The sequence below is a fragment of the Flavobacterium olei genome (assembly GCF_039749035.1).
Lineage (GTDB): Bacteria > Bacteroidota > Bacteroidia > Flavobacteriales > Flavobacteriaceae > Flavobacterium > Flavobacterium olei.
The window spans coordinates 1-19,531 of record NZ_JBDKWC010000001.1 but is presented as its reverse complement, the minus strand read 5'-3'; the positions used below and the strand labels follow the sequence as shown (position 1 = coordinate 19,531).

General features: G+C 36.9%; 17 protein-coding genes. 12 read left to right on the top strand and 5 right to left on the bottom strand.

Annotated features, from left to right (window positions below):
- The first annotated feature begins 102 nt into the window (after positions 1 to 102).
- Positions 103 to 351, top strand: coding sequence for a hypothetical protein (locus tag ABEB31_RS00075; protein ID WP_347049153.1), 249 nt, complete (start codon positions 103 to 105; stop codon positions 349 to 351).
- Between the two features lie 358 nt (positions 352 to 709).
- Complete coding sequence (locus ABEB31_RS00070; protein WP_347049151.1) at positions 710 to 943, top strand: hypothetical protein; 234 nt, start codon at positions 710 to 712, stop codon at positions 941 to 943.
- Between the two features lie 286 nt (positions 944 to 1,229).
- Here ABEB31_RS00070 and ABEB31_RS00065 read toward each other — a convergent pair whose 3' ends face one another.
- The 3 genes from ABEB31_RS00065 to ABEB31_RS00055 all read right to left on the bottom strand — a co-directional run bounded on the left by ABEB31_RS00065 (position 1,230) and on the right by ABEB31_RS00055 (position 3,499).
- Positions 1,230 to 1,385 (bottom strand): hypothetical protein, encoded by a 156-nt coding sequence (locus ABEB31_RS00065; RefSeq protein ID WP_347049149.1) that lies wholly within the window; start codon positions 1,383 to 1,385, stop codon positions 1,230 to 1,232.
- Positions 1,386 to 1,955: 570 nt separating this feature from the next.
- A complete protein-coding gene (locus tag ABEB31_RS00060) occupies positions 1,956 to 2,486 on the bottom strand; it encodes a dihydrofolate reductase family protein (RefSeq protein ID WP_347049147.1) in 531 nt (176 codons plus the stop codon).
- 362 nt (positions 2,487 to 2,848) lie between these two features.
- The gene (locus ABEB31_RS00055) at positions 2,849 to 3,499 is read right to left on the bottom strand and encodes a GIN domain-containing protein (protein ID WP_347049145.1); all 651 of its coding nucleotides are present in this window, start codon (positions 3,497 to 3,499) and stop codon (positions 2,849 to 2,851) included.
- Positions 3,500 to 4,324: 825 nt separating this feature from the next.
- On the opposite strand from ABEB31_RS00055, the gene ABEB31_RS00050 reads away from it, so the two are divergent.
- Complete coding sequence (locus ABEB31_RS00050; protein WP_347049143.1) at positions 4,325 to 4,768, top strand: GNAT family N-acetyltransferase; 444 nt, start codon at positions 4,325 to 4,327, stop codon at positions 4,766 to 4,768.
- Between the two features lie 87 nt (positions 4,769 to 4,855).
- On the opposite strand, the gene ABEB31_RS00045 is transcribed toward ABEB31_RS00050, so the two are convergent.
- The gene (locus ABEB31_RS00045; RefSeq protein ID WP_347049141.1) at positions 4,856 to 5,770 is read right to left on the bottom strand and encodes a helix-turn-helix domain-containing protein; all 915 of its coding nucleotides are present in this window, start codon (positions 5,768 to 5,770) and stop codon (positions 4,856 to 4,858) included.
- Between the two features lie 323 nt (positions 5,771 to 6,093).
- On the opposite strand from ABEB31_RS00045, the gene ABEB31_RS00040 reads away from it, so the two are divergent.
- From ABEB31_RS00040 to ABEB31_RS00030, 3 genes are all read left to right on the top strand, one after another.
- Entirely contained in the window at positions 6,094 to 6,705 is a 612-nt protein-coding gene (locus ABEB31_RS00040; protein WP_347049139.1) for a GrpB family protein, read from the top strand.
- A gap of 101 nt (positions 6,706 to 6,806) precedes the next feature.
- A complete protein-coding gene (locus ABEB31_RS00035) occupies positions 6,807 to 7,619 on the top strand; it encodes an AraC family transcriptional regulator (protein WP_347049137.1) in 813 nt (270 codons plus the stop codon).
- 36 nt (positions 7,620 to 7,655) lie between these two features.
- The gene (locus tag ABEB31_RS00030; protein WP_347049135.1) at positions 7,656 to 8,615 is read left to right on the top strand and encodes a nitrilase family protein; all 960 of its coding nucleotides are present in this window, start codon (positions 7,656 to 7,658) and stop codon (positions 8,613 to 8,615) included.
- 174 nt (positions 8,616 to 8,789) lie between these two features.
- On the opposite strand, the gene ABEB31_RS00025 is transcribed toward ABEB31_RS00030, so the two are convergent.
- Entirely contained in the window at positions 8,790 to 9,104 is a 315-nt protein-coding gene (locus tag ABEB31_RS00025) for a GNAT family N-acetyltransferase (protein ID WP_347049134.1), read from the bottom strand.
- Positions 9,105 to 9,706: 602 nt separating this feature from the next.
- On the opposite strand from ABEB31_RS00025, the gene ABEB31_RS00020 reads away from it, so the two are divergent.
- The 6 genes from ABEB31_RS00020 to ABEB31_RS00005 form a co-directional block, all read left to right on the top strand.
- Positions 9,707 to 10,003: a hypothetical protein gene (locus ABEB31_RS00020; RefSeq protein WP_347049132.1), complete on the top strand. Its 297-nt coding sequence runs from the start codon at positions 9,707 to 9,709 to the stop codon at positions 10,001 to 10,003.
- Between the two features lie 27 nt (positions 10,004 to 10,030).
- Positions 10,031 to 10,246: a DUF1254 domain-containing protein gene (locus ABEB31_RS21640; RefSeq protein ID WP_430408222.1), complete on the top strand. Its 216-nt coding sequence runs from the start codon at positions 10,031 to 10,033 to the stop codon at positions 10,244 to 10,246.
- A complete protein-coding gene (locus ABEB31_RS21635; RefSeq protein ID WP_430408221.1) occupies positions 10,246 to 10,425 on the top strand; it encodes a DUF1254 domain-containing protein in 180 nt (59 codons plus the stop codon). The genes ABEB31_RS21640 and ABEB31_RS21635 overlap by 1 nt, the downstream gene beginning before the upstream one ends.
- 596 nt (positions 10,426 to 11,021) lie before the next feature.
- Complete coding sequence (locus ABEB31_RS00015; RefSeq protein WP_347049130.1) at positions 11,022 to 12,677, top strand: T9SS type A sorting domain-containing protein; 1,656 nt, start codon at positions 11,022 to 11,024, stop codon at positions 12,675 to 12,677.
- A 61-nt stretch (positions 12,678 to 12,738) separates the two neighbouring features.
- The gene (locus ABEB31_RS00010; RefSeq protein ID WP_347049129.1) at positions 12,739 to 16,047 is read left to right on the top strand and encodes a hypothetical protein; all 3,309 of its coding nucleotides are present in this window, start codon (positions 12,739 to 12,741) and stop codon (positions 16,045 to 16,047) included.
- A gap of 17 nt (positions 16,048 to 16,064) precedes the next feature.
- The coding region (locus ABEB31_RS00005; RefSeq protein WP_347049128.1) for a DUF6443 domain-containing protein at positions 16,065 to 19,531 on the top strand (3,467 nt) is incomplete at its 3' end.

Sequence of the window (19,531 nt, the reverse complement as noted above, 5' to 3'; positions counted from 1 at the left end):
ATATTTGAGGCAGGTTAAATTTCCGACCTTAAACTAAATATTATTTTATAATTTTTATATTTAATAGGAAATACCAAAACATACTATTTTAAATTACAGGCCATGGAAAAGGGGATGAAGTTGAAGGTTCGAAAAGAGCTGGACGGCAGACAGCAGTCAAGTATTATTAAATTAAAAGGCAGTCTGATCTCAAAGGGCTACACCGAGATCATCCACATTGTGGATCAGGACGAGGATTTCCATATCAATTCATTTGACATTTGGACCGAAACTGACAGTGAGGTTCGGGAATTCATTACGGCATATATTGCAAGGGAAAAGCTTGAGGACAGTATATCGATTTTTAAGTAAGGGGCTTAAAATTCTGTAAAAAGCATTACAAAAAAGCGCCTTATCAATGAAGAGGCGCTTTTAGATTATGTATGTGGTACTAAAAAAGCAGTTAGAGATCATTAAATATTATTTTTTAGGAGCTTTTCCCGCTATACGTTCCACTCTTTTGTGCCGAAACCCGTCACAAAAGGATTTCCACTTCTATCGGGGCTAGTGCTGAGTCAGACTTAACATTTTAGCGAATTTTAAGATACATTGATGATACTGATGCTGGAGTAACATGGTACGATAGTTCCATTAAAGTACCTGGTGATTGAAACTATTTTTTAAATTCCATTGTACTTTGGAACGTAACATATAATAAATTTCAAAAAAAATGAAAGAATTACTAGAACAATTTGAAAAGGATTTGAAAATACATTTGGAAGATACTTTTGCAGCTTCTATTCAGGAAAATCCACTAAGGAAATTGGATGAAACTCAAAAAACCGTATTTGATTACGTTTATAATTACCTGCTGCAGTCTACCTTGATCGCCAGAGCTGTGGAACAATCCGTGCAGCAAATTTTGGACGAGTTTGCTAAAGCTAAAATTAAATACATTGAATGAGTTTTGCTGCCTGCAGCCATCCTGGACTTTGGTATGGGTAAATACAGCAGCGCAATGTTTTGCCGATCTGCTGTTATATTAATTTAAGGCCTTCTCATCAGTACGGTAAATGCTCATTATTACAGGCAGACCTGATCAATTCCAGCCTGTTTAAAATAAATCCTTCCAGTTCCTTGTCCACTTCATGATCACGGACAGGTGACGTCAATATCTTGCTGTACAGCATTAATTTTGTTTTCATTTATAAAGTCATCCACCGCATTCAGTGCCGCTAATAAAGCGGGTTTCAAAGCCTGCCATAGCAGCTTGTTTTCAGATGAAATATCAGTAAGCTCGAAGTATCCTGGTTGTCATTTTCTGGGTTGTCAGCTATGGTGATTTTGAGTTCAAAATCATTATCCTGATCGTTACAGGATCCGGTCAAAAAATATGCTGTTTTCATAATCTCCCGTTTATAATTTATTTCCAGTTCTGCTTTTATCAATTGCAGCTAATCTGTGAATTTCTCAAAAAAAGATGCTCTGTGCTTTAGCCAGCGCTTTTTTCATGTCGATGCCTTTCTGCAGTGCACCTTTGAATATATCTCCTTCGGCCTTCATACGCGCGATAGAATATCTAGGTTAAATACATCGTGATTGTTTTAGAAATGCTTTATTGATTTTGTCTGCGTATCCGTGCAAGATGCTTGCCAGCCTGGGAATAAGTCTTTAATGCTAATTTATCAATTGAATTGCTACATGTTGGCTGTGAAATTAAGAGATAAAGTCCACATAAAACTGCCGAACAAGAATGAAATTAATGCTGTTTGTCGTCAGGGTTTATGTGTCGTTCTGTCTCATAGCTTGCTGCTTAGGTTTTCGGCTTGGGGAAAGTGGCGGTTTGGCGGTTTTCATCATGGAAGTTGATGCACAGCCAATCTTTGATTAACTAGTATATGTCTGCTAACCACTGAACCGCAACTTTTGCCAAACCCGTGTCAGCAGTTCGGGATTCTTGTCTTAGATTTATTTGGTTATTGGACTGCACGCTTGTAATGAAGTTGTGTTAAACCTTTCTCGAAGGATTTGACTGAAACAAATTCTATTTTTTGTTCAGGTCTGCCGTCCGTGAATAGTTTTGTCCCATTGCCGGCCAGGATTGGTATGATAGAAATAATAAACTCGTCAATGAGGTCGGATTTCAGGAGTTCGTTTACAATTTCTGCTCCACCGTCACAGAATATATTTTTTCCATTCTTTAATTTAAGTTCTTCGACAAGCGCTTTAAGGCCGCCTGTATAAAACTTTATGTTACCTATATTTGGTCTTGACGTTCTTGTGATAATGTAGGCATCCTTGTCGGCATGTGGAAAGTCAAAGCCCATAGAAATTACCTTGTCGTAGGTTTTTCGTCCAACAATGACTGCGTCTACAGTTTTTATGAAGTCCGCGTAGCCATAATCTTGCCCCTCTTGTTCTACAATGGAAAGAAAACTAAGGTCGTCATTTGGCTGGGCAATGTAGCCGTCTAGACTTGTTGCGATATAAAGGATTACTTTTCTCATAAATATTTAATTTTTGGCAAATTTCGTTTTTTGGATCAATCGAAAATTGTATGAAATTTAACTTTTCAAAATTATAGTACAAAACTCTTTGGGCCTTAATGGGTATGTTATTTAAATCCTAATAAGTGGGCCTGGTCATAGAAGCCCTGTTAGATATACCAGTTCAGCAAGTTTAATTCGCGGGTTACTTTCCGTAGGGTGATTGTTTCGCAAATTCCTTTCAGAGTATAGAACCTATGCGGACTTTAACCCACTTCTCTTGAAAAGCTTCGCAGCAATCCTTTCTTTAGCTTTAAGCTTAACTGAAAGGTATCTGCTCCAAGGTGCTGCTGCACGATAAGCGTAAGTATGTAAAATACGAGCTACAATGACCAGATTGAACCTGTGCCGGTGATATCGGAGGTTATCTGAGGATGGCCAGCGTAGTATATCTGTCCACTGCCATGTATTTGAGCGGTCAGGGATTGTTCCGCTTTTAAATAAATAGTTCCTCCGCCGATTATCGAAGCCTTCGCATTAGATCCGGACAATCTCCGGAAGTCTGCTTTTCCAGCACCTGTCAGGCTTATATTGAGATTTCCAGCAGCAAAATCATCAACGGATTCCATTTCATTTTCACCATTACTAGTTATGTTGATATTATCAGTATAATCAAAGGAACCATACGTTGTTAGTTGACGCCTGCCATTTATTCGCAACTCTTTAAAATAAGGAAGTGTAATGGTAATTTCCAGATCGTCATGATTGATCTGATCCTGGTCATAATAAAGGTCAAGCTGTTCGTTCCTAACACTGGAGCGCAAGTGACTTAACAGGTTGTCGCTACCTGTAAGGGTAATTCCTGTTTGATCTGAGTACACGACCTTAATGTCTCTTGCGGCATTGATGTTTAATTTGTTAAAACTTTCAAGAGCACGAGTCTCAGTTGCGCTCCTGCCACTAGCTACTAGGGAATCATCATCACAGCTGGCAAAGAATACCACTGAGATTACAATATAAAAAATATTTTTCATAACAATTCAGATTTAAAAGATTAAAGATTTGTTCAGTTTTATGGTATTACTAATGAATGCCATAATAAATAGGCTCGAAATTGAACGCAAAAGTAGAATTTCGTTTCAACGCGCACTTACCTGTAAAGTATTTTCAGCTACGCAAAAAGTATAATTTTTGAAGTTGTTTTACAAAAAGAAAATGCACAGACCTGGCTCACACACAACAGCTATGCATCACAAATGAAAACCTGATGATCTAAGCAATTGACCGATAGTGCCCGGGGCCAGCAGATAAATCATGTGTATGCAAAGTTTGTGAATACTCTAATTCTGTATTCATTTTGACATTTGCTTAAAAGAGTTCTCACATATTAATAGTGTAATTTTAAATTTGCAGAACCTAATCGAAATTGGGCGAAGTAAAATACTTTAATGGTAAGTTAAAATACTTTTATAGTAGTTTAGTAAAAAATCCAGTTATAAATTTGCTGTGGTTAAAAAAACAAGCTCAATTAAAAGTTTATAAATGTATGGGGCGGGGAGCTTTAGTTTATAGTTCCGATTTTGCATCAGCAAAATCAGTATTATAGTAAAATTTAAAGAGCATCTAAAATGCCAGATTAAAGGACAATGTATCTGTTTTTTATTTTAAAGTAACTGAAAGTTTTTACGAAATCCAGCGACAGCGGTTAAATAATCTTACCAATTAAGACCAGATAAAACAGCAGTATTTGTAAAGGAACCAAATTAATATTTTTATATTTTAAAGGATCACGACTATTCACTGTTTTTTCTAAGTCATTAAGAGATTTGGAATTTTAATAGAATTTAATTTATACAAACATGAATAAATATAATATTGAAAAAGTGCCAGATACAGCACAACGTAATGATCTTATAACACTTTGGGAAAAGTCAGTACGTGCGACGCATAATTTTCTAGTAGCAGAGGACCTTCTTATCTACAGGCAGCTTCTGCTGGATAATTATTTAAAACAAGTCGATCTGTACTGTATACATATTGAAGATGAAATTGCCGGGTTTATAGGTGTTGACCGAGAAAATGTGGAAATGCTTTTTGTAAGCCCGACGCACTTTTCCAAAGGCATAGGAAAAGCCCTAATGACATTTGCAGTGGACAGTCTGGATTGCAACGCAGTGGATGTTAACGAACAAAACCTGGGCGCAGTGGCTTTTTATTTAAAATTAGGCTTTAAGCCGGCAGGGCGTACTGAAACAGATGCATTAGGCAAACCTTATCCCTTGATACATATGAGACTTAATTAAAAAGGTGTAAAGATGGTTTTTATTATTGAGAAGAGAGCTTCTGGCAAAGGTGATCCGGTCAATTGAATTCCATTAATAATTCACAGATCAGAATTTAAATTTTGCAGGCCGTACGCCAAAATGTTTTTTGAAAGCTGTTGAAAAGTGCTGCACATATTGATAGCCTAAAAGGTAGGCAACTTCAGAAATAGTATTTCCGCCCTCCAGCAATAATAGCGAGGCATGCTCCATTCGTTTTCCACGTATGTACTCAAAGACACTTTTGCCGTAAATTGACTTAAAGCCCGTTTTTACTTTAAAAGTATTGAGTCCGCAGAGGCGTGCGAGGAAATCCAGTGTCAAATCGTCCAGGTAATGTATGTCAATGTACATTTTAAGGTCTTTTATTTTTTTTATGTCCCTTTCTTTTAAGGATGAATGGTACAGTGTGTTTTCTGAGGTTTTTATCTCCTGGAACTGCTGCAGCAGCAGTTCGCTCATCAGCCCCTGGAGGTGAAGGGTCCGTAAGCTGCCAGAAAATTGGGTGTTCCTGATCTTTTGAAGGGTGGAGTACATTTCAGGGGTTAATTTATATGGGGTTTTGGAAAGGCTGAAAGGTTGATTCTTTTCTATCTGATTAAGCATCCGGTTCATCCATCGGTCTTCGCTATTTAGGATCTCCTGAAAAAAAAGTTTGTTGATCCCCAGGGCCATGCTGTCAATATGCTGGGAACCTGGTATCTCGTATTGGTTATCATTGGGGCTATAAACAAAGGTGCAGCTGCGGGAACTGGCCTGGAATTCATTATTAATCCCCTGATAAAAAGAATTGATTTTGCCATCAAGCAGCAATGTAAGTACCACATCCTCCTTTCTTTTAAAAGGAGATGTGTCCGCATTTTCATATAAAATGACATTGTCTATATTCGTTGCATGGTTGCTTACAATCTTGATATTGCGCAGATTAATGATTTCAGAATCGTAGATTTGATCCAACCGCTGATGTGCCAAAGGCGTGTGCATAAAAAAACAGGTATTAAACTATAGCTTGCTTATATAATTGCCAGCGCCGTTTATATTTTGGGCACTGGACTGTGATTTCGGCTAAATTAATTAAAAAAATTCAGGACCTTTATTTTTGTATGACTTTTAACAAGCTCAGGCGCAAGAGAGATTTTAGAAAAATGTTCCTGCTGGTGCCCATAAGCGCTATTAACGGCAAAAATTAATAATACTTTTGCCGTAGAATTTTATTCTTTGCAGGTATATTTTCCATGGAACCGTTACATATTTTAGCAGTAAAAGAATATAGTAGCCCAGGCTGGACCCAGCTTAATTTTATAAATTTGAAAAAACAGCAACAGTACATCATGAAAATAGTGGTAGAACCTTATTCGCCTCAATGGGGCATTGCATTTGAGCAGCTTTCAGAAGTGTATCAGGAACAGCTTTGCGGCCTGCTTTCTGGAATAGAACATATAGGCAGCACTTCTGTTTGGGGGCTTGCCAGCAAACCTGTACTGGATATCGACCTCATTATTGATGATGCCAGTGCGTTGCCCTCTATAACTGAAAAACTGGAAAAGCTGGGCTATACTGGCAAAGGGATAGTTGAGATCCCGGAGCGGTATGTGTTTACAGCTGATTCACCTTTTATTCCTTTTACAGACCCATCCAAGATGTGGATGAAACATAATCTGTATGTCTGCATTAAGGGAAGTACTGCCCTGAAGAACCATATCAGTTTCAGAAATTATCTTAGGAATAATACAGAGGCTGCAGCCCGCTACGCCAATTTAAAATACCAGCTTGCTGCTAGTTCTGAGTCCATTGGACAGTATGTCTCCGATAAAACGGAATTTATAAGTGGTGCTTTAAGACAATGCGGCCTTTCCGAAAGTGAATTGGGGGAAATCCGCAAGGTAAACATGGTTAGCGATAATAAAAGCAAGGAATAATGATAGCAGTGTCCCCCGAGTGTGTAATCAGGAGGGGAATTTGAGCCGTACCTTTCAATTTGAATACTATTTTTTATTAAGTTATTTTAAACAATTTACTCATGCAGATCCTTCCATCACCGGAACTTCGCCCCTATATAAAGCATTACCTGTTTATAAACAGTGGCGGGCCAATAGCAAGAGCGCTGCGGATATTTGCAGACGGCAATACCGGGGTTGTTTTCTGCCTCAATTCCACCATTTTGTCCACAGATCAGCAAGTATTGCCCAGAACATTTGTATATGGGCAGATTACTGATTATAAGACCTTAAGTACCAATAAAAGCATTTCTCTTGCTATTGTGGTTTTTCATCCCTTCGGAATGCATAGTCTGCTGGGCATTAATGCAAACCTGTTAAAGAGTATGCTGGCGGATTCCCAGGATATATTCGGAGCGGGAACAAATGAACTTCAGGAAAGGCTCGAGCAATCCGATAGCATGGAAGCCATGGCACATTTGGTTGACCATTTTTTCAAAAGAAAAATAGTAATGCAATCACCGCTTCATGCTATGTTGTCCTGCACAACGCACTGGATGCTAAGGCGCAATGGTATTTTCACTGCGGCAGAGCTTATGGGCCATACAGGCTGGCAGCAGCGCTCACTAGAGAGGGCTTTTAATGATGCTGTTGGTCTGAGCCCCAAAAAACTGGGAGGAATTATAAGGCTGCACCATTATCTTGGCGGTGTCAGGGACCTAAAAGCGAAAGGAAAACTTACTGCGCTTGCCTATGATGCAGGCTACTATGACCAGGCACATCTTATACGTGAGTTTCGCCGATTTACCGGACTTACACCGGGCAGCTACACTAGAATTGAAAATCATCTGGCAGTTAATGTTCTATTGTATCGTGACGAAAATGTACAATTATAGTTGAAAATGAGAATATAAATTTGTGCAAAAAAAGATATGGATGATATAAAAATTGCCACGGCACAATTTGAAAATAAAAGTAACGATAAAGAGTATAATTTACAGAAAATTGCTGAACTGTCGCAAAGGGCAGCGCTGGAAGGGGCCAATATTGCGGTTTTTCATGAATGTTCGGTGACCGGTTATACATTCGCCATGAAATTAAGCAAGCAGGAGATGCTGGATACCGCAGAGTACCTGCCAGAAAGTAAAAGTGTAGAGAAACTTAGAGAAATTGCGGAAAAAAATAATATTGCAGTTTGTGCCGGCTTATTTGAAAAGGATCAGAATGACAATTTATTTAAAGCCTATGTATGTGTAGATAAGTCAGGAATAGTTGCCAAATACAGGAAGCTGCATCCTTTTATCAATCCGCACATCAGCCCTGGAAATCAATATTGCGTTTTCACGCTTTATGGATGGAAACTGGGTATCCTTATTTGTTATGACAATAATATAATCGAAAACGTCAGGGCAACCAAGCTATTGGGAGCCGATATTCTGCTGATGCCTCATGTTACAATGTGTACGCCCTCTCCAAGACCTGGTGCCGGATTTGTTGATCCGGAGCTGTGGTACAATAGAGATAAGCAAACCCAACAGCTTCGGGCAGAATTCAATGGTACCACGGGAAGGGAATGGCTTATGAGATGGCTTCCCGCCAGGGCATATGATAACGCCCTGTATTGCGTGTTTTCAAATCCAATCGGAATGGATGATGACCAGCTTAAAAACGGGTGCTCCATGATTGTTGATCCTTTCGGGACCCTAATGGCAGAATGTACTGCTTTGGGTGACGATATTGCTATTGCTCTTATCACCAAAGAGAAACTTGCAGCAGCAGGGGGCAGCAGATATATTAAAGCCAGAAGGCCCGAACTTTACAAAAATATTATAGGAGCTCCCCACAATTCGCAGCAGAAAGTGGCGTGGCTAACTGGTGATGATCAAATATAGGAATGTGTTTTTTAGTCACATGTTTTGATAATTTTGGGCAATGGAAGCCGGAAAAAAAAGGTATTGGATAGAGAACGGAATGGACAGGCGTCAAAAAATATAACTTATAATAGCACACGTATGATGGTTTAAAAAATATTTTGCATAATTGGTAATTTTTAGGGCTATACTAATTCATAATGCATCTCCTGTGTGGAATCTTAGCGCCCAGTTGTTTAAGTTTTCGGTTTGACCGATCTTTAGAAAATTGTTTTTTTCAAGAACACTTGACGAAGCCTGGTTTGTTTTATCAGTAGATGCAACAATGGTTTTGATATTGGGTTGTTTGCCCGCCCAGTCAATAATTCCACCAACGGCTTCCGTCATGTAGCCTTTTTTTCGAAACGTTTCATAGGTTCCGTAACCAATTTCAACTTCCCCGGCACTGTTTGGTTCTCCAACAAAGCATAAAACTCTCAATGTAGTTTTTAATAATTTTTTCTCTGTCAACCGTAGGTTTTTGATTTGTCGTTTATTTTGGTTGTCTTTTCATTCGTAACACTTGCCGCTAACAAATTTATACTAGCCATAAAACAGCACTAATACGGCTTTTTGTAATTGGCTTTGTGCCCCTAGTAAGATTTTAAGCCAATATAAGAATATATACTAAATCATTTTAGCTTGTGACTAAGAAATTTTAGCCAGTGTCCTTTACAATACTTCGTAGGTTCAGGGGGTAGCCTTTATGTATTCATCTCAAAGCGCACTGCTTTTCTTCCTGAATGCCCTTTATCCATAATATACCTATGCTTCCCTCTTTCTTTTATCAAAGACCCTGTATGCTTTTGTCTTATTTCCGGAGCAAGACTTGTCCGTGTCCATAAACCAAAGCAAGGCCGGGCTTTTCAGGTCTTGCCAAAATAACATTAGATTACGGACAGACTTTCGATATAATAAATTATTTAACAGTTGTAGGGGTGAAATTCTTATAACTATTTTGTAAGTTTTTTGTAGTCAGGATGTTAACTTGGTTTTTTTTTGTTTGCGCCATTACTTAAGACAGCCTGATATTTTATCGAGATTGTCAATCATTTAACCTAAGACTATATCTTTTGAAAGCACAAAAATTACTATCAATTAGTTCATGCAGTATGTTATTATTTTTTGCGGCAGCATTTTGCCACGCCCAATCGCCAGACAAAATTGCTGCCAGATATGATGCACTTGCTTCACTGGATTTTAAACAGGGTTACCCAACCGAGCAGGCAATCCAACAGCTAAAGGATGAACTTTTATTCCAGAGGGCAACACAAGCATATCTCTGGGCAATTCCTGCAATAAATATGTATGGAATGAAGGATGGCTCAGAAAAAGACTTTGGAAAAGGATACAATATTCTTCCTATCTGAAAAAACAGACTTAATGCCAAAACCCTTATAACTACTCCCAATTCGGATGTTATCTACGCGCTTGGATATCTGGATTTAAAAGAGGATGGTCCCATGGTCATTGATGCACCTCCGGGTCTTCAGGGGATTTTGGATGATTTCTGGCAACGTCCCATATGCTCTGAAACTGAGATCAATGGTAAGAAATGGTGCGGTGATGTAGGTCTGCCGGGACCAGATAAAGTGCAGGCGGGAAGTACCTAATTTTACCGCCGGATTATACAGGGTCTATTCCCGAAGGATTTTATGTATATCGCAGCCGTACCTATGGTGTCTTTGTTTTTTGGAGGGGATTTTTTAAGGATCCGAAGGATCTCAAGGGGTCTGTTTCAGTTTTGGAAAAGACCGATGGTATTTTTGCGATATTTAGTAAAGGGAAATGATTATAAACAGGCCTAATGGCAAGCTTTTCCGAAAACATTTTGCGAATCGGAAAATCCTTAATCAGCCCGCAGGCGTTTTTCTTCTTTCCGGAGTACTGCAGGGCCTAGATAGTCGGGTATTAAGCTTAAATAGATTACACATTTTAGGTGTATCGAAGACAAACTTTCAAATTAGATTTTTTTTCAGTTAACTTAACGGGACTCGAACCCAATTCACCTGAAAATACAGGAGTTTAAAATTTTAAGAAATTGAAAAAAGATTTTTCGAACCACAAAAAAGCCTGATAAATTTTTGATTTATCAGGCTTTTAATTTGTCTTTGTAGCCGTAACGGGACAATTTTCGAACCATTTTACAGATGACTTGAAAATTTTAAGTCTGATTTAGCGCTTATTTCCCTTTTTATATATATATATATATAAATAAATAAAATTGCTAACTCATTTACATTTAGTAATATATTTTCTATTCATCAAATTTCATGTCACCAAATTAAACAAAAATTAAAGCTTTACGGAATCCCGTAAAATAAATAGCTTTTCTTAAATTATATTCGCCGCATAATTATAATAACACCCAATTTTATAAAGATGCTTATGCGGAAACTTTACCTACTCATTTCTTTTTTAGTGCCATTTTTAAGTAATTCACAGGATATTCTGTGGGAGAAATCGTATGGAGGCACACATGCGGACTATCTTTTTGATGCCCAGCCCACTGCTGATTATGGTTTTATTTTAGCAGGAAGTTCTCTTTCTGAAAAAACAGGAAATAAAGAGCAGGAAAATCACGGCGATTTAGATTACTGGATCTGGAAGATGAAAGAAAACGGTGAACTTGAATGGCAGAAAAGTTTTGGCGGTTCCGGTTTTGATCTTCTTCAAAGTATAAAAAATACGAGTGACGGTGGGTTTATTCTTGCCGGGACTTCCAGTTCATCTAAAAGTTTTCAGAAAAAAGAAAATTGTAAAGGGCTTTCTGATTTCTGGGTAATAAAACTTAATGCCACCGGCGATGAACAATGGCAGCGAACTATCGGTGGTGATGGTCAGGAAGAACTGCTTTGTGCGTTCCAGACGTGGGACGGGGGGTACATTTTAGGAGGGTCATCGAGCTCTAGTCCAAAATCAATTTCAAGTTCCAAATTGAATGAAAAAAGCTTCAGCAGCGATCCGTACGTAAAATCGGAGAAGAGCAGGGGAAATATGGATTACTGGATTGTAAAGCTGGACAGGCAGGGTACTGTAGAATGGCAGAAGACCTATGGAGGTCAGTATTCTGATATATTAAGAAGCATAGAACAGACTTTAGATAATGGCTATATTTTGGCAGGTTATTCGAATTCGCCTGTATCGGGAGAAAAAACCGAGGCAGCAAAAAGTGCTGGAGATTATTGGATTTTGAAAATAGATGACAAAGGTGCCATACAATGGCAGAAAACATATGGAGGTGATGGTGATGATCAGCCGTATGTAATCCATCAGACTCAAGATGGAGGTTTTATAGTTGGAGGAAATTCAAATAGTTCTAATGCCCTAACTACAGAGGGAGGAATTGTAGCTAATGGAACTGATTATTGGATTCTTAAATTGAATGAAGAAGGGAGTGTGGTCTGGAGTAAAACATTTGATTTTGGAAAAGTTGACATCTTAACTTCTTTAGTTGAAAATAATGATAGTACGTATTTAATTGGAGGCCATGCGCGAAATTCAGCGCCAAGACGAGGTGGCGCAGGTCTGGCTTCTAAAGCAGTTGGATTAATTGCCAACGAAAAAGACGGTATAAATGATTATATGGCTTTAAAAATCAGTGATAAAGGTGAAGAAATCTGGAGTAAAAGTGTGGGAAGCGGTGGTGAAGATATTCTTAGAAAATTAGTTCAGACCCGAGACGGCGGATATTTGATGGCGGGCACTTCTAATGGATCTTCAAAAGATAAAAACTCAAATATTGGGTCAAACGATTTCTGGGTTGTAAAATTAAAGGATAAAACCAAAGTCGAAAAAATTAAAGCCAGTATTGAGGCAATTCCAAATCCTGCGTCTACCTATACAAATGTGATTATCGGATATGACTTTACAGAAGGAACGGCGTCATTATTTGATATGCTGGGACGAACCCTACAGCATTTTGATATCTCAAGCCGGACAGTTCCGGTGGACCTCACCCACTATGCGGAGGGCGTTTATATCATTAAAATCCAGACTGATGTTAAGACCGAATCGGTTAAAGTAATAAAATCTGTTAAATAAAATTTACAAGAAATTCTAAAATAAAACTTATCTCATTAATTTATTAAAAGAAAATAGAATTATGAAAATATTTCGAAGAAAACGTCATATCCTGCTCTCAATAATACTAATATTTAGCAATTTTGGTGTTTTCTCACAAATTATAAACCCAGTTCCAGAAAAAATATTTAGTGCCTCTCCAGATGTAATGGCTTTTCAAAAATATAATATCACTGAGGTAAATTTATATACGGGCAAAACAGATGTTAAAATTCCAATTTTTGAAATAAAATCAGGAAATATCAATGTTCCTATAAGTATAAATTATGACTCAGGGGGTATTAAAGTTGATGATCGAGCTACCTCTGTTGGTATGGGCTGGGTTTTAAATGCAGGAGGGAGTATTATTAGAATTGTTAATGACATCCCTGATAATGATTCTCAAATCGGAACGGACTATCAAGATGGTGGAGATACAGGCATACATATTTACCCAATAATTAACCGACAAGGGAATAATAGAAAGATAAATGCAAGAATTCCCGTTTTTGCAACTTATTACAGATACTCAAATTTTCCTAATGATTCGCCTTGCTTTGTTTATAGAGAGGATATAGATGAAAATGAGGTTGATGGTGTAAATGGCAAATATTGGGCCGATTCTGCAATACCCTATCCAGGAGGTTACTTTCATCCAGATTTACCAGATACCTTTATTGTAAATGCTCCTGGATTGAGTTCTAAATTTATAACCTCAAATAATACAGAAAAAGATATTTATCCAAATAATAATAATGGTATAACTACTACTTTTTTAGACAATTCAGGTATTAAGATGGCTTCGTTAGTTATTGATAAAAGAGCTAATCCTGGTTATGGATTTTACAATTATGTAAATCTAGGTGAGAATAATTTAAGCCTTTTAAATGCAAACCCATATCATCAAATTACAGCAGGAAAGAAAATCAAAGATTTCTACGAATTTAATGTTGTAAATACAAATGGTGTTAAATATAAATTTAATGAAGAAGAAGTAAATGAAACTTTTTATCGTCCCTTTGGAATCATTCCCGTTCCAGGTGCAATTTGCAGTAGTAACGGCATGGATATTATAAATAGTTATCATGCCAATTATTACAATAAAAGAATACATACTTGGAATTTAAGCCAAATTGAAGATAGCCAAACCAACAAAACAGTAGATTTTCTTTATCAAACTTATGCAAATCCTAATATCGAAAATAACATCTTAGTTGATACCCCTGTAAATCTTACAATAGGTTCTCCTCAAAATGAAAATTCATTAAATAAATGTATGATAGCTATGTATGCTCCTAATGATCCTTACAATTATTTAAAGATGAATTCGATGACTAAGAATCCTAAACGTAAAAGATTGACCTCCATTTCTTATGAGGAAGGGACTGTTAATTTTCAATACGGATTAAGAAGAGAAGATTATCTAGGGGAAAATGCATTGACAGAGATAATTGTTAAAAATAATAACAATATTATTGTAAAACGATTTGTATTAAACTATTCTTATTTTAATTCTAAAGAAAATTGTGATGATCCTGATTGCAAAAGATTAAAACTAGAAAGTATTCAAATCTTTGGCAACGACAGTAAATCTAATTCGTACACTTTTGATTATGAATATAGTAATAAATTGCCAAAAAGAGGGTCTTTAGAACATGATTTTTTAGGCTATTATAATAACAATGGTGTTCCCGATAATAACTCAAATGTTCTTTTAACACCTGAACTTTATTTTTATAAAAACAACTATATAAATTCTATCTTACCATTTCAACTGGCGAACAACAATAATTTTCAAATTATTCCAGGAAATTACAGTCTAATTCCAAATGCTTACTCTTTAACTGGATTATTAAAAAAGATTACTTACCCTTCAGGAGGAAGTTCTGAATTTGAATACGAAAATAACCAATTCCAGTATCAAGGTGAAACTTATTTATCAGGAGGCGCAAGAATAAAGTCTCAAAAATTGACAGATAATAACAATCAACTCAAAAAAGTAAGTTATTCTTACCTAGATCAATATGGTAAATCTTCTGGGTATATTAATAACATTCCAAAATTTGCTAATATAAGCGACTTTTACGCCGATACTATGATGGCAAAATCATTTGCGGTTTATGATATGGCCAAAGGAGGTATTGAATTGACTTCTGGAAGTTTTGTTGGATATTCGAAAATTACAGAAACAGAAATAGACAATGGCTATACAAAATATGAATTTTCTTCTCCTCTAGAATTCCCAAATACTCCTGAAGTAAGAATTAATAACCAAACCGATTCAAATTGCACAGCTTGTAGTTGTCTTTTTATAAAAAACACTTCATATCCAATGATGACTTTTGTAGATAACGAAAGCAGAAGAGGAAAGCTAATCAATAAAACTATATATAATTCAGCTAATCAAATTTTGGATCAAGAAATAAACGATTATTCTTATAGAGAACTCAAAACATTTCCATATCAGGTAACAATTTATTTTGGAGGTCTAGAAGAAACTTGCACTACAAGTCATCGTGAAGGAATAAGTCTTACTATTAAATCAAATTTACCAGTTTCTCAAAATCTCTTAACCAAGAAAACAAATATTTCACACTTTAATACAAAAACTTTAAGTACAACTGTAGATTATGAATACGACTCAAACTTTCCTTTTGTAACAAAGGAAATATTCAATAATGGACTGGCAGATATTAAAACTGAAAAACTATACTCTTATTTTTCAAATCAAATAGCAGCCCAACCCATTATAAACAACTTAGTAACTGCTAATAGAATTAACGAAGTTGTAACAGAAAAAATATTTAGAGATAATAATTTAATAACTACAAAACAGATTAATTATAAAGATTTTGGCAACGGAACTGTTTTACCAAAAAGCCTATCTAAATCTGTTGGATTACAAGTATTGGAGGAACAAGATGTTATTGATCTAAGAGATAACAAAGGAAATATTCTTCAGTATCATAATAAAATTGGTGTAAATACATCAATAATTTGGGGCTACAATAAAACCCAGCCAATAGCAAAAATTGATAATGCTGCCTATACAGCGATTCCTGCTGAAATAATTTCAAATCTGCAGACACTTTCAAATAATGATTCAGATAACTGTATGTCTCAAGAATGCTCAGAACAGAAGCTCCGAAAGGCTTTAAATTTATTTAGAGATTCCGTGCCAAATGCATTCGTTTCAACATACACCTATAATCCTTTAGTTGGCGTTACAAGTATCACAGATCCAAAAGGAATGACTTCATATTATGAATATGATGAAGAGTTGAGATTAAAATGGGTGAAAGACAGTAGAGGAAAGTTGCTCACAGAAAATATCTATCATTATAAAAACTAGGCATTTAATTATTATTTATGAAAACAAAACTACTTTCGACTGTTTTATTTATAATTGTAAATATTTGTCATGCACAAACCCCTGAGGTTAGTCCAATGGTAGCGCCAACAGCAGTACAAGCAGCAGGAGTCGCAACATATTGGTATAGGGATGAAGACGGAGACGGATTCGGAGAAAAAGGACTCGAATGGACTCCAATTAAGAGCACAAATCAGCCGGCAGGATATGTGGCTAATAATACAGATTTGAATGACACAAATTATTATATAACAAATATTCCTCCCAATTGGTTTTATAGCGATCGTGATAGTGACACATTTGGGGATCCGGCTACAGGACTTTATATTAGTGTAAAACGCGCATATCAAGTTGGTAATAATACGGATTGTAATGATTCTGATGCCACAATCAATCCAAATACAATCTGGTATCGCGATGCTGATGCTGATGGTTATGGAACGGTGTCGATAACAGCGAAACAATGTACTGCTCCTAGCGGGTATGTTCGAAATGCATCAGATTATGATGATTCTACATCCAATGTTATGAATGTTGCACCGCAATATTTTTATCAGGATGCCGATGGAGATGGATATGGTAACGGATCTGCTTCTGTTTATTACAGTTATAAGCCAGCCGGCTATGTAACGAACAGTTCTGATTGTAATGATTCCGATGCGAGAATTAATCCAAATACTACTTGGTATAAGGATGCCGATGGAGATGGATATGGAAATGATTTAATTAGTATAAAAAAATGTGGAGGATTTCCTGGTTATGTCCTCAATTTTGAAGATTATGACGATAATAACGTTAATATTACTAATATTTCTCCGGAGTATTATTCCCGAGATCTGGACGGTGACGGTTTTGGCGATCCAGCTACTACGGTTTATTATAGTGTACAGCCAGCACGGTATGTGACCAACAGTTTGGATTGTAATGATTATGATGCTACTCAAAATCCAAATACAGTGTGGTACCGTGACGCGGATGCTGATGGGTACGGAAATGGAGGGATTACAACTGTAAGCTGTGCGAGGCCTTCAGGTTATGTAAGAAATGCATTAGATTATGATGATTCTACTGCGAATATTACGAATATAGCGCCCCAATATTTTTACAAAGATTTCGACGGTGATTCTTATGGAAGCCAATCAGCATATGTTTATTATAGTAATCTGCCAAATGGTTATGTGGCCAACAATTTAGACTGTAATGATTTTGATTTTACAACTAATCCTAACACATTTTGGTATCAGGACGCTGATGGAGATGGATATGGAAATGGAAGTGTTTCACTCGCCTCCTGTTCACAACCCTCAGGATATGTACGTATTGCATCAGATTATAATGATACTACTGCAAATATTACCAATGTTGCACCCAACTATTTCTATCAGGATTCTGACGGAGATGGTTATGGAAATCCATCTGTTTATGTTTACTATAGTTATATGCCAGCAGGTTTTGTTGCAACTAATAATGATTGTAATGATGCAGATGCTTCCTTAAATCCAACTACTTCCTGGTATCAGGATACAGATGGTGATGGTTATGGAAACGCAGGTGTACTGACTTCGTCATGCACGCAGCCGGCAGGTTATGTGCGTAATGCAGCAGATTATAATGACTCTACAGGAAATATCACCAACATTGCTCCACAATATTTCTATCAGGACACTGACAATGACGGATATGGAAATCCATCTGTTTATGTTTATTACAGTTATTTGCCAGCTGGTTTTGTCACAAATAATTATGACTGTAATGATGCAGACGGTTCTTTACACCCAAATACGGTCTGGTACAGAGATGCCGATGCCGATGGGTACGGAAACGGGTCATTGACTGCAAACAATTGTACTCAGCCAAATGGTTATATCAGACAAGCAGGAGATTATGATGATACTACGGGAAATATAATCAATATTGCGCCGCAATATTTTTATCTTGATGCAGATGGTGACGGGTATGGAAACCCATCGATTTATGTGTATTATAGTTACGCGCCTGGCGGATATGTAGCCAATAATTATGATTGTAACGATGGTGACAGTGCTTTAAATCCTAATACAATTTGGTATCAGGATGCTGACGCAGATGGTTATGGAAATTCGGCAATTATAGTTAATAGTTGTACAAAACCGATTGGTTATATAAGGCAGGCAGGTGATTTCGATGATAGTAATGTTAACATAACAAATGTTGCACCGCAATATTTTTACAGAGATGCAGATGCAGATGGTTATGGGAGTGCTGCTATTTATGTTTACTATAGTTATGTGCCTAGTGGCTATGTTTCCAATAATCTGGATTGTAATGATAGTGATGCATCTTTAAATCCGAATACAGTTTGGTATCAGGATGCCGATGGAGATGGTTATGGAAATACAGCGATAACGGCGACAAGCTGTTTTCAGCTAAGTGGCTATGTTAGCCAAGCCGGCGATTACAATGATGGTACAGTAAATATCATTAATGTTGCACCTCAGTATTTTTATCAGGATGCCGATGGAGATGGTTATGGAAATGAATCTGCAAATGTATACTACAGCTTTAAGCCTGGAGGTTATGTTACAAATAATTTAGATTGTAATGACAGTGATACATCTCTTAGTCCAAATACAATCTGGTACAGAGATACAGATGGAGATGGTTATGGAGCGTTAACGACAACTGCAATACAATGTGTCCAACCAGTGGGATATGTGCGAAATTCATCAGACTACAATGACAGCACAGCAAATATAACCAATATTGCACCTCAATATTTTTATCACGATGCCGATGGGGACGGTTATGGAAATGCTGCTGTAAATGTGTATTACAGTATACTGCCTAATGGTTATGTTTCCAATAATTTAGATTGTAATGATTCAGAGTCTGGTATGAATCCAAATACGAAATGGTATGCTGATAATGATTTAGATGGGTTAGGTGATGCTTCAAATTATGTGGAACAATGTACAATTCCAAGCGGTAATTATGTGCGCAATAACTCTGATAATTGCCCGCAAATGGCAGGGAGCAGTTCAGATTGTAGTAACATTGTAACTCCTTCAGATTATAATTATATAATTACAAAAAAATATAAGGAACCCACAGATACCGTTATAGAATCTCCTTCTTTGGAACAGGTACACACCAGTATAACTTATTTTGATGGATTGGGAAGGCCTATACAGCAAATTGCTAACAGGCAATCAGCTACAGGTACAGATATTATAACTCATATTGGTTATGACAATTTTGGGAGACAGAATATGGAATATCTACCGTATGTTTCTTCGTCATCCAATATGGCATTCGAAACCAATGCAAAAGATAATACAGCAACTTTCTACAATACACAAAACTATGATAATACATCCAATCCATATTCAGAAAAACAATTTGAACCTTCACCGTTAAACAGAATCTTAAAACAGGCAGCTCCGGGGAATTCGTGGGCAATGGGAAGCGGTCATGAAATAAAACTGGA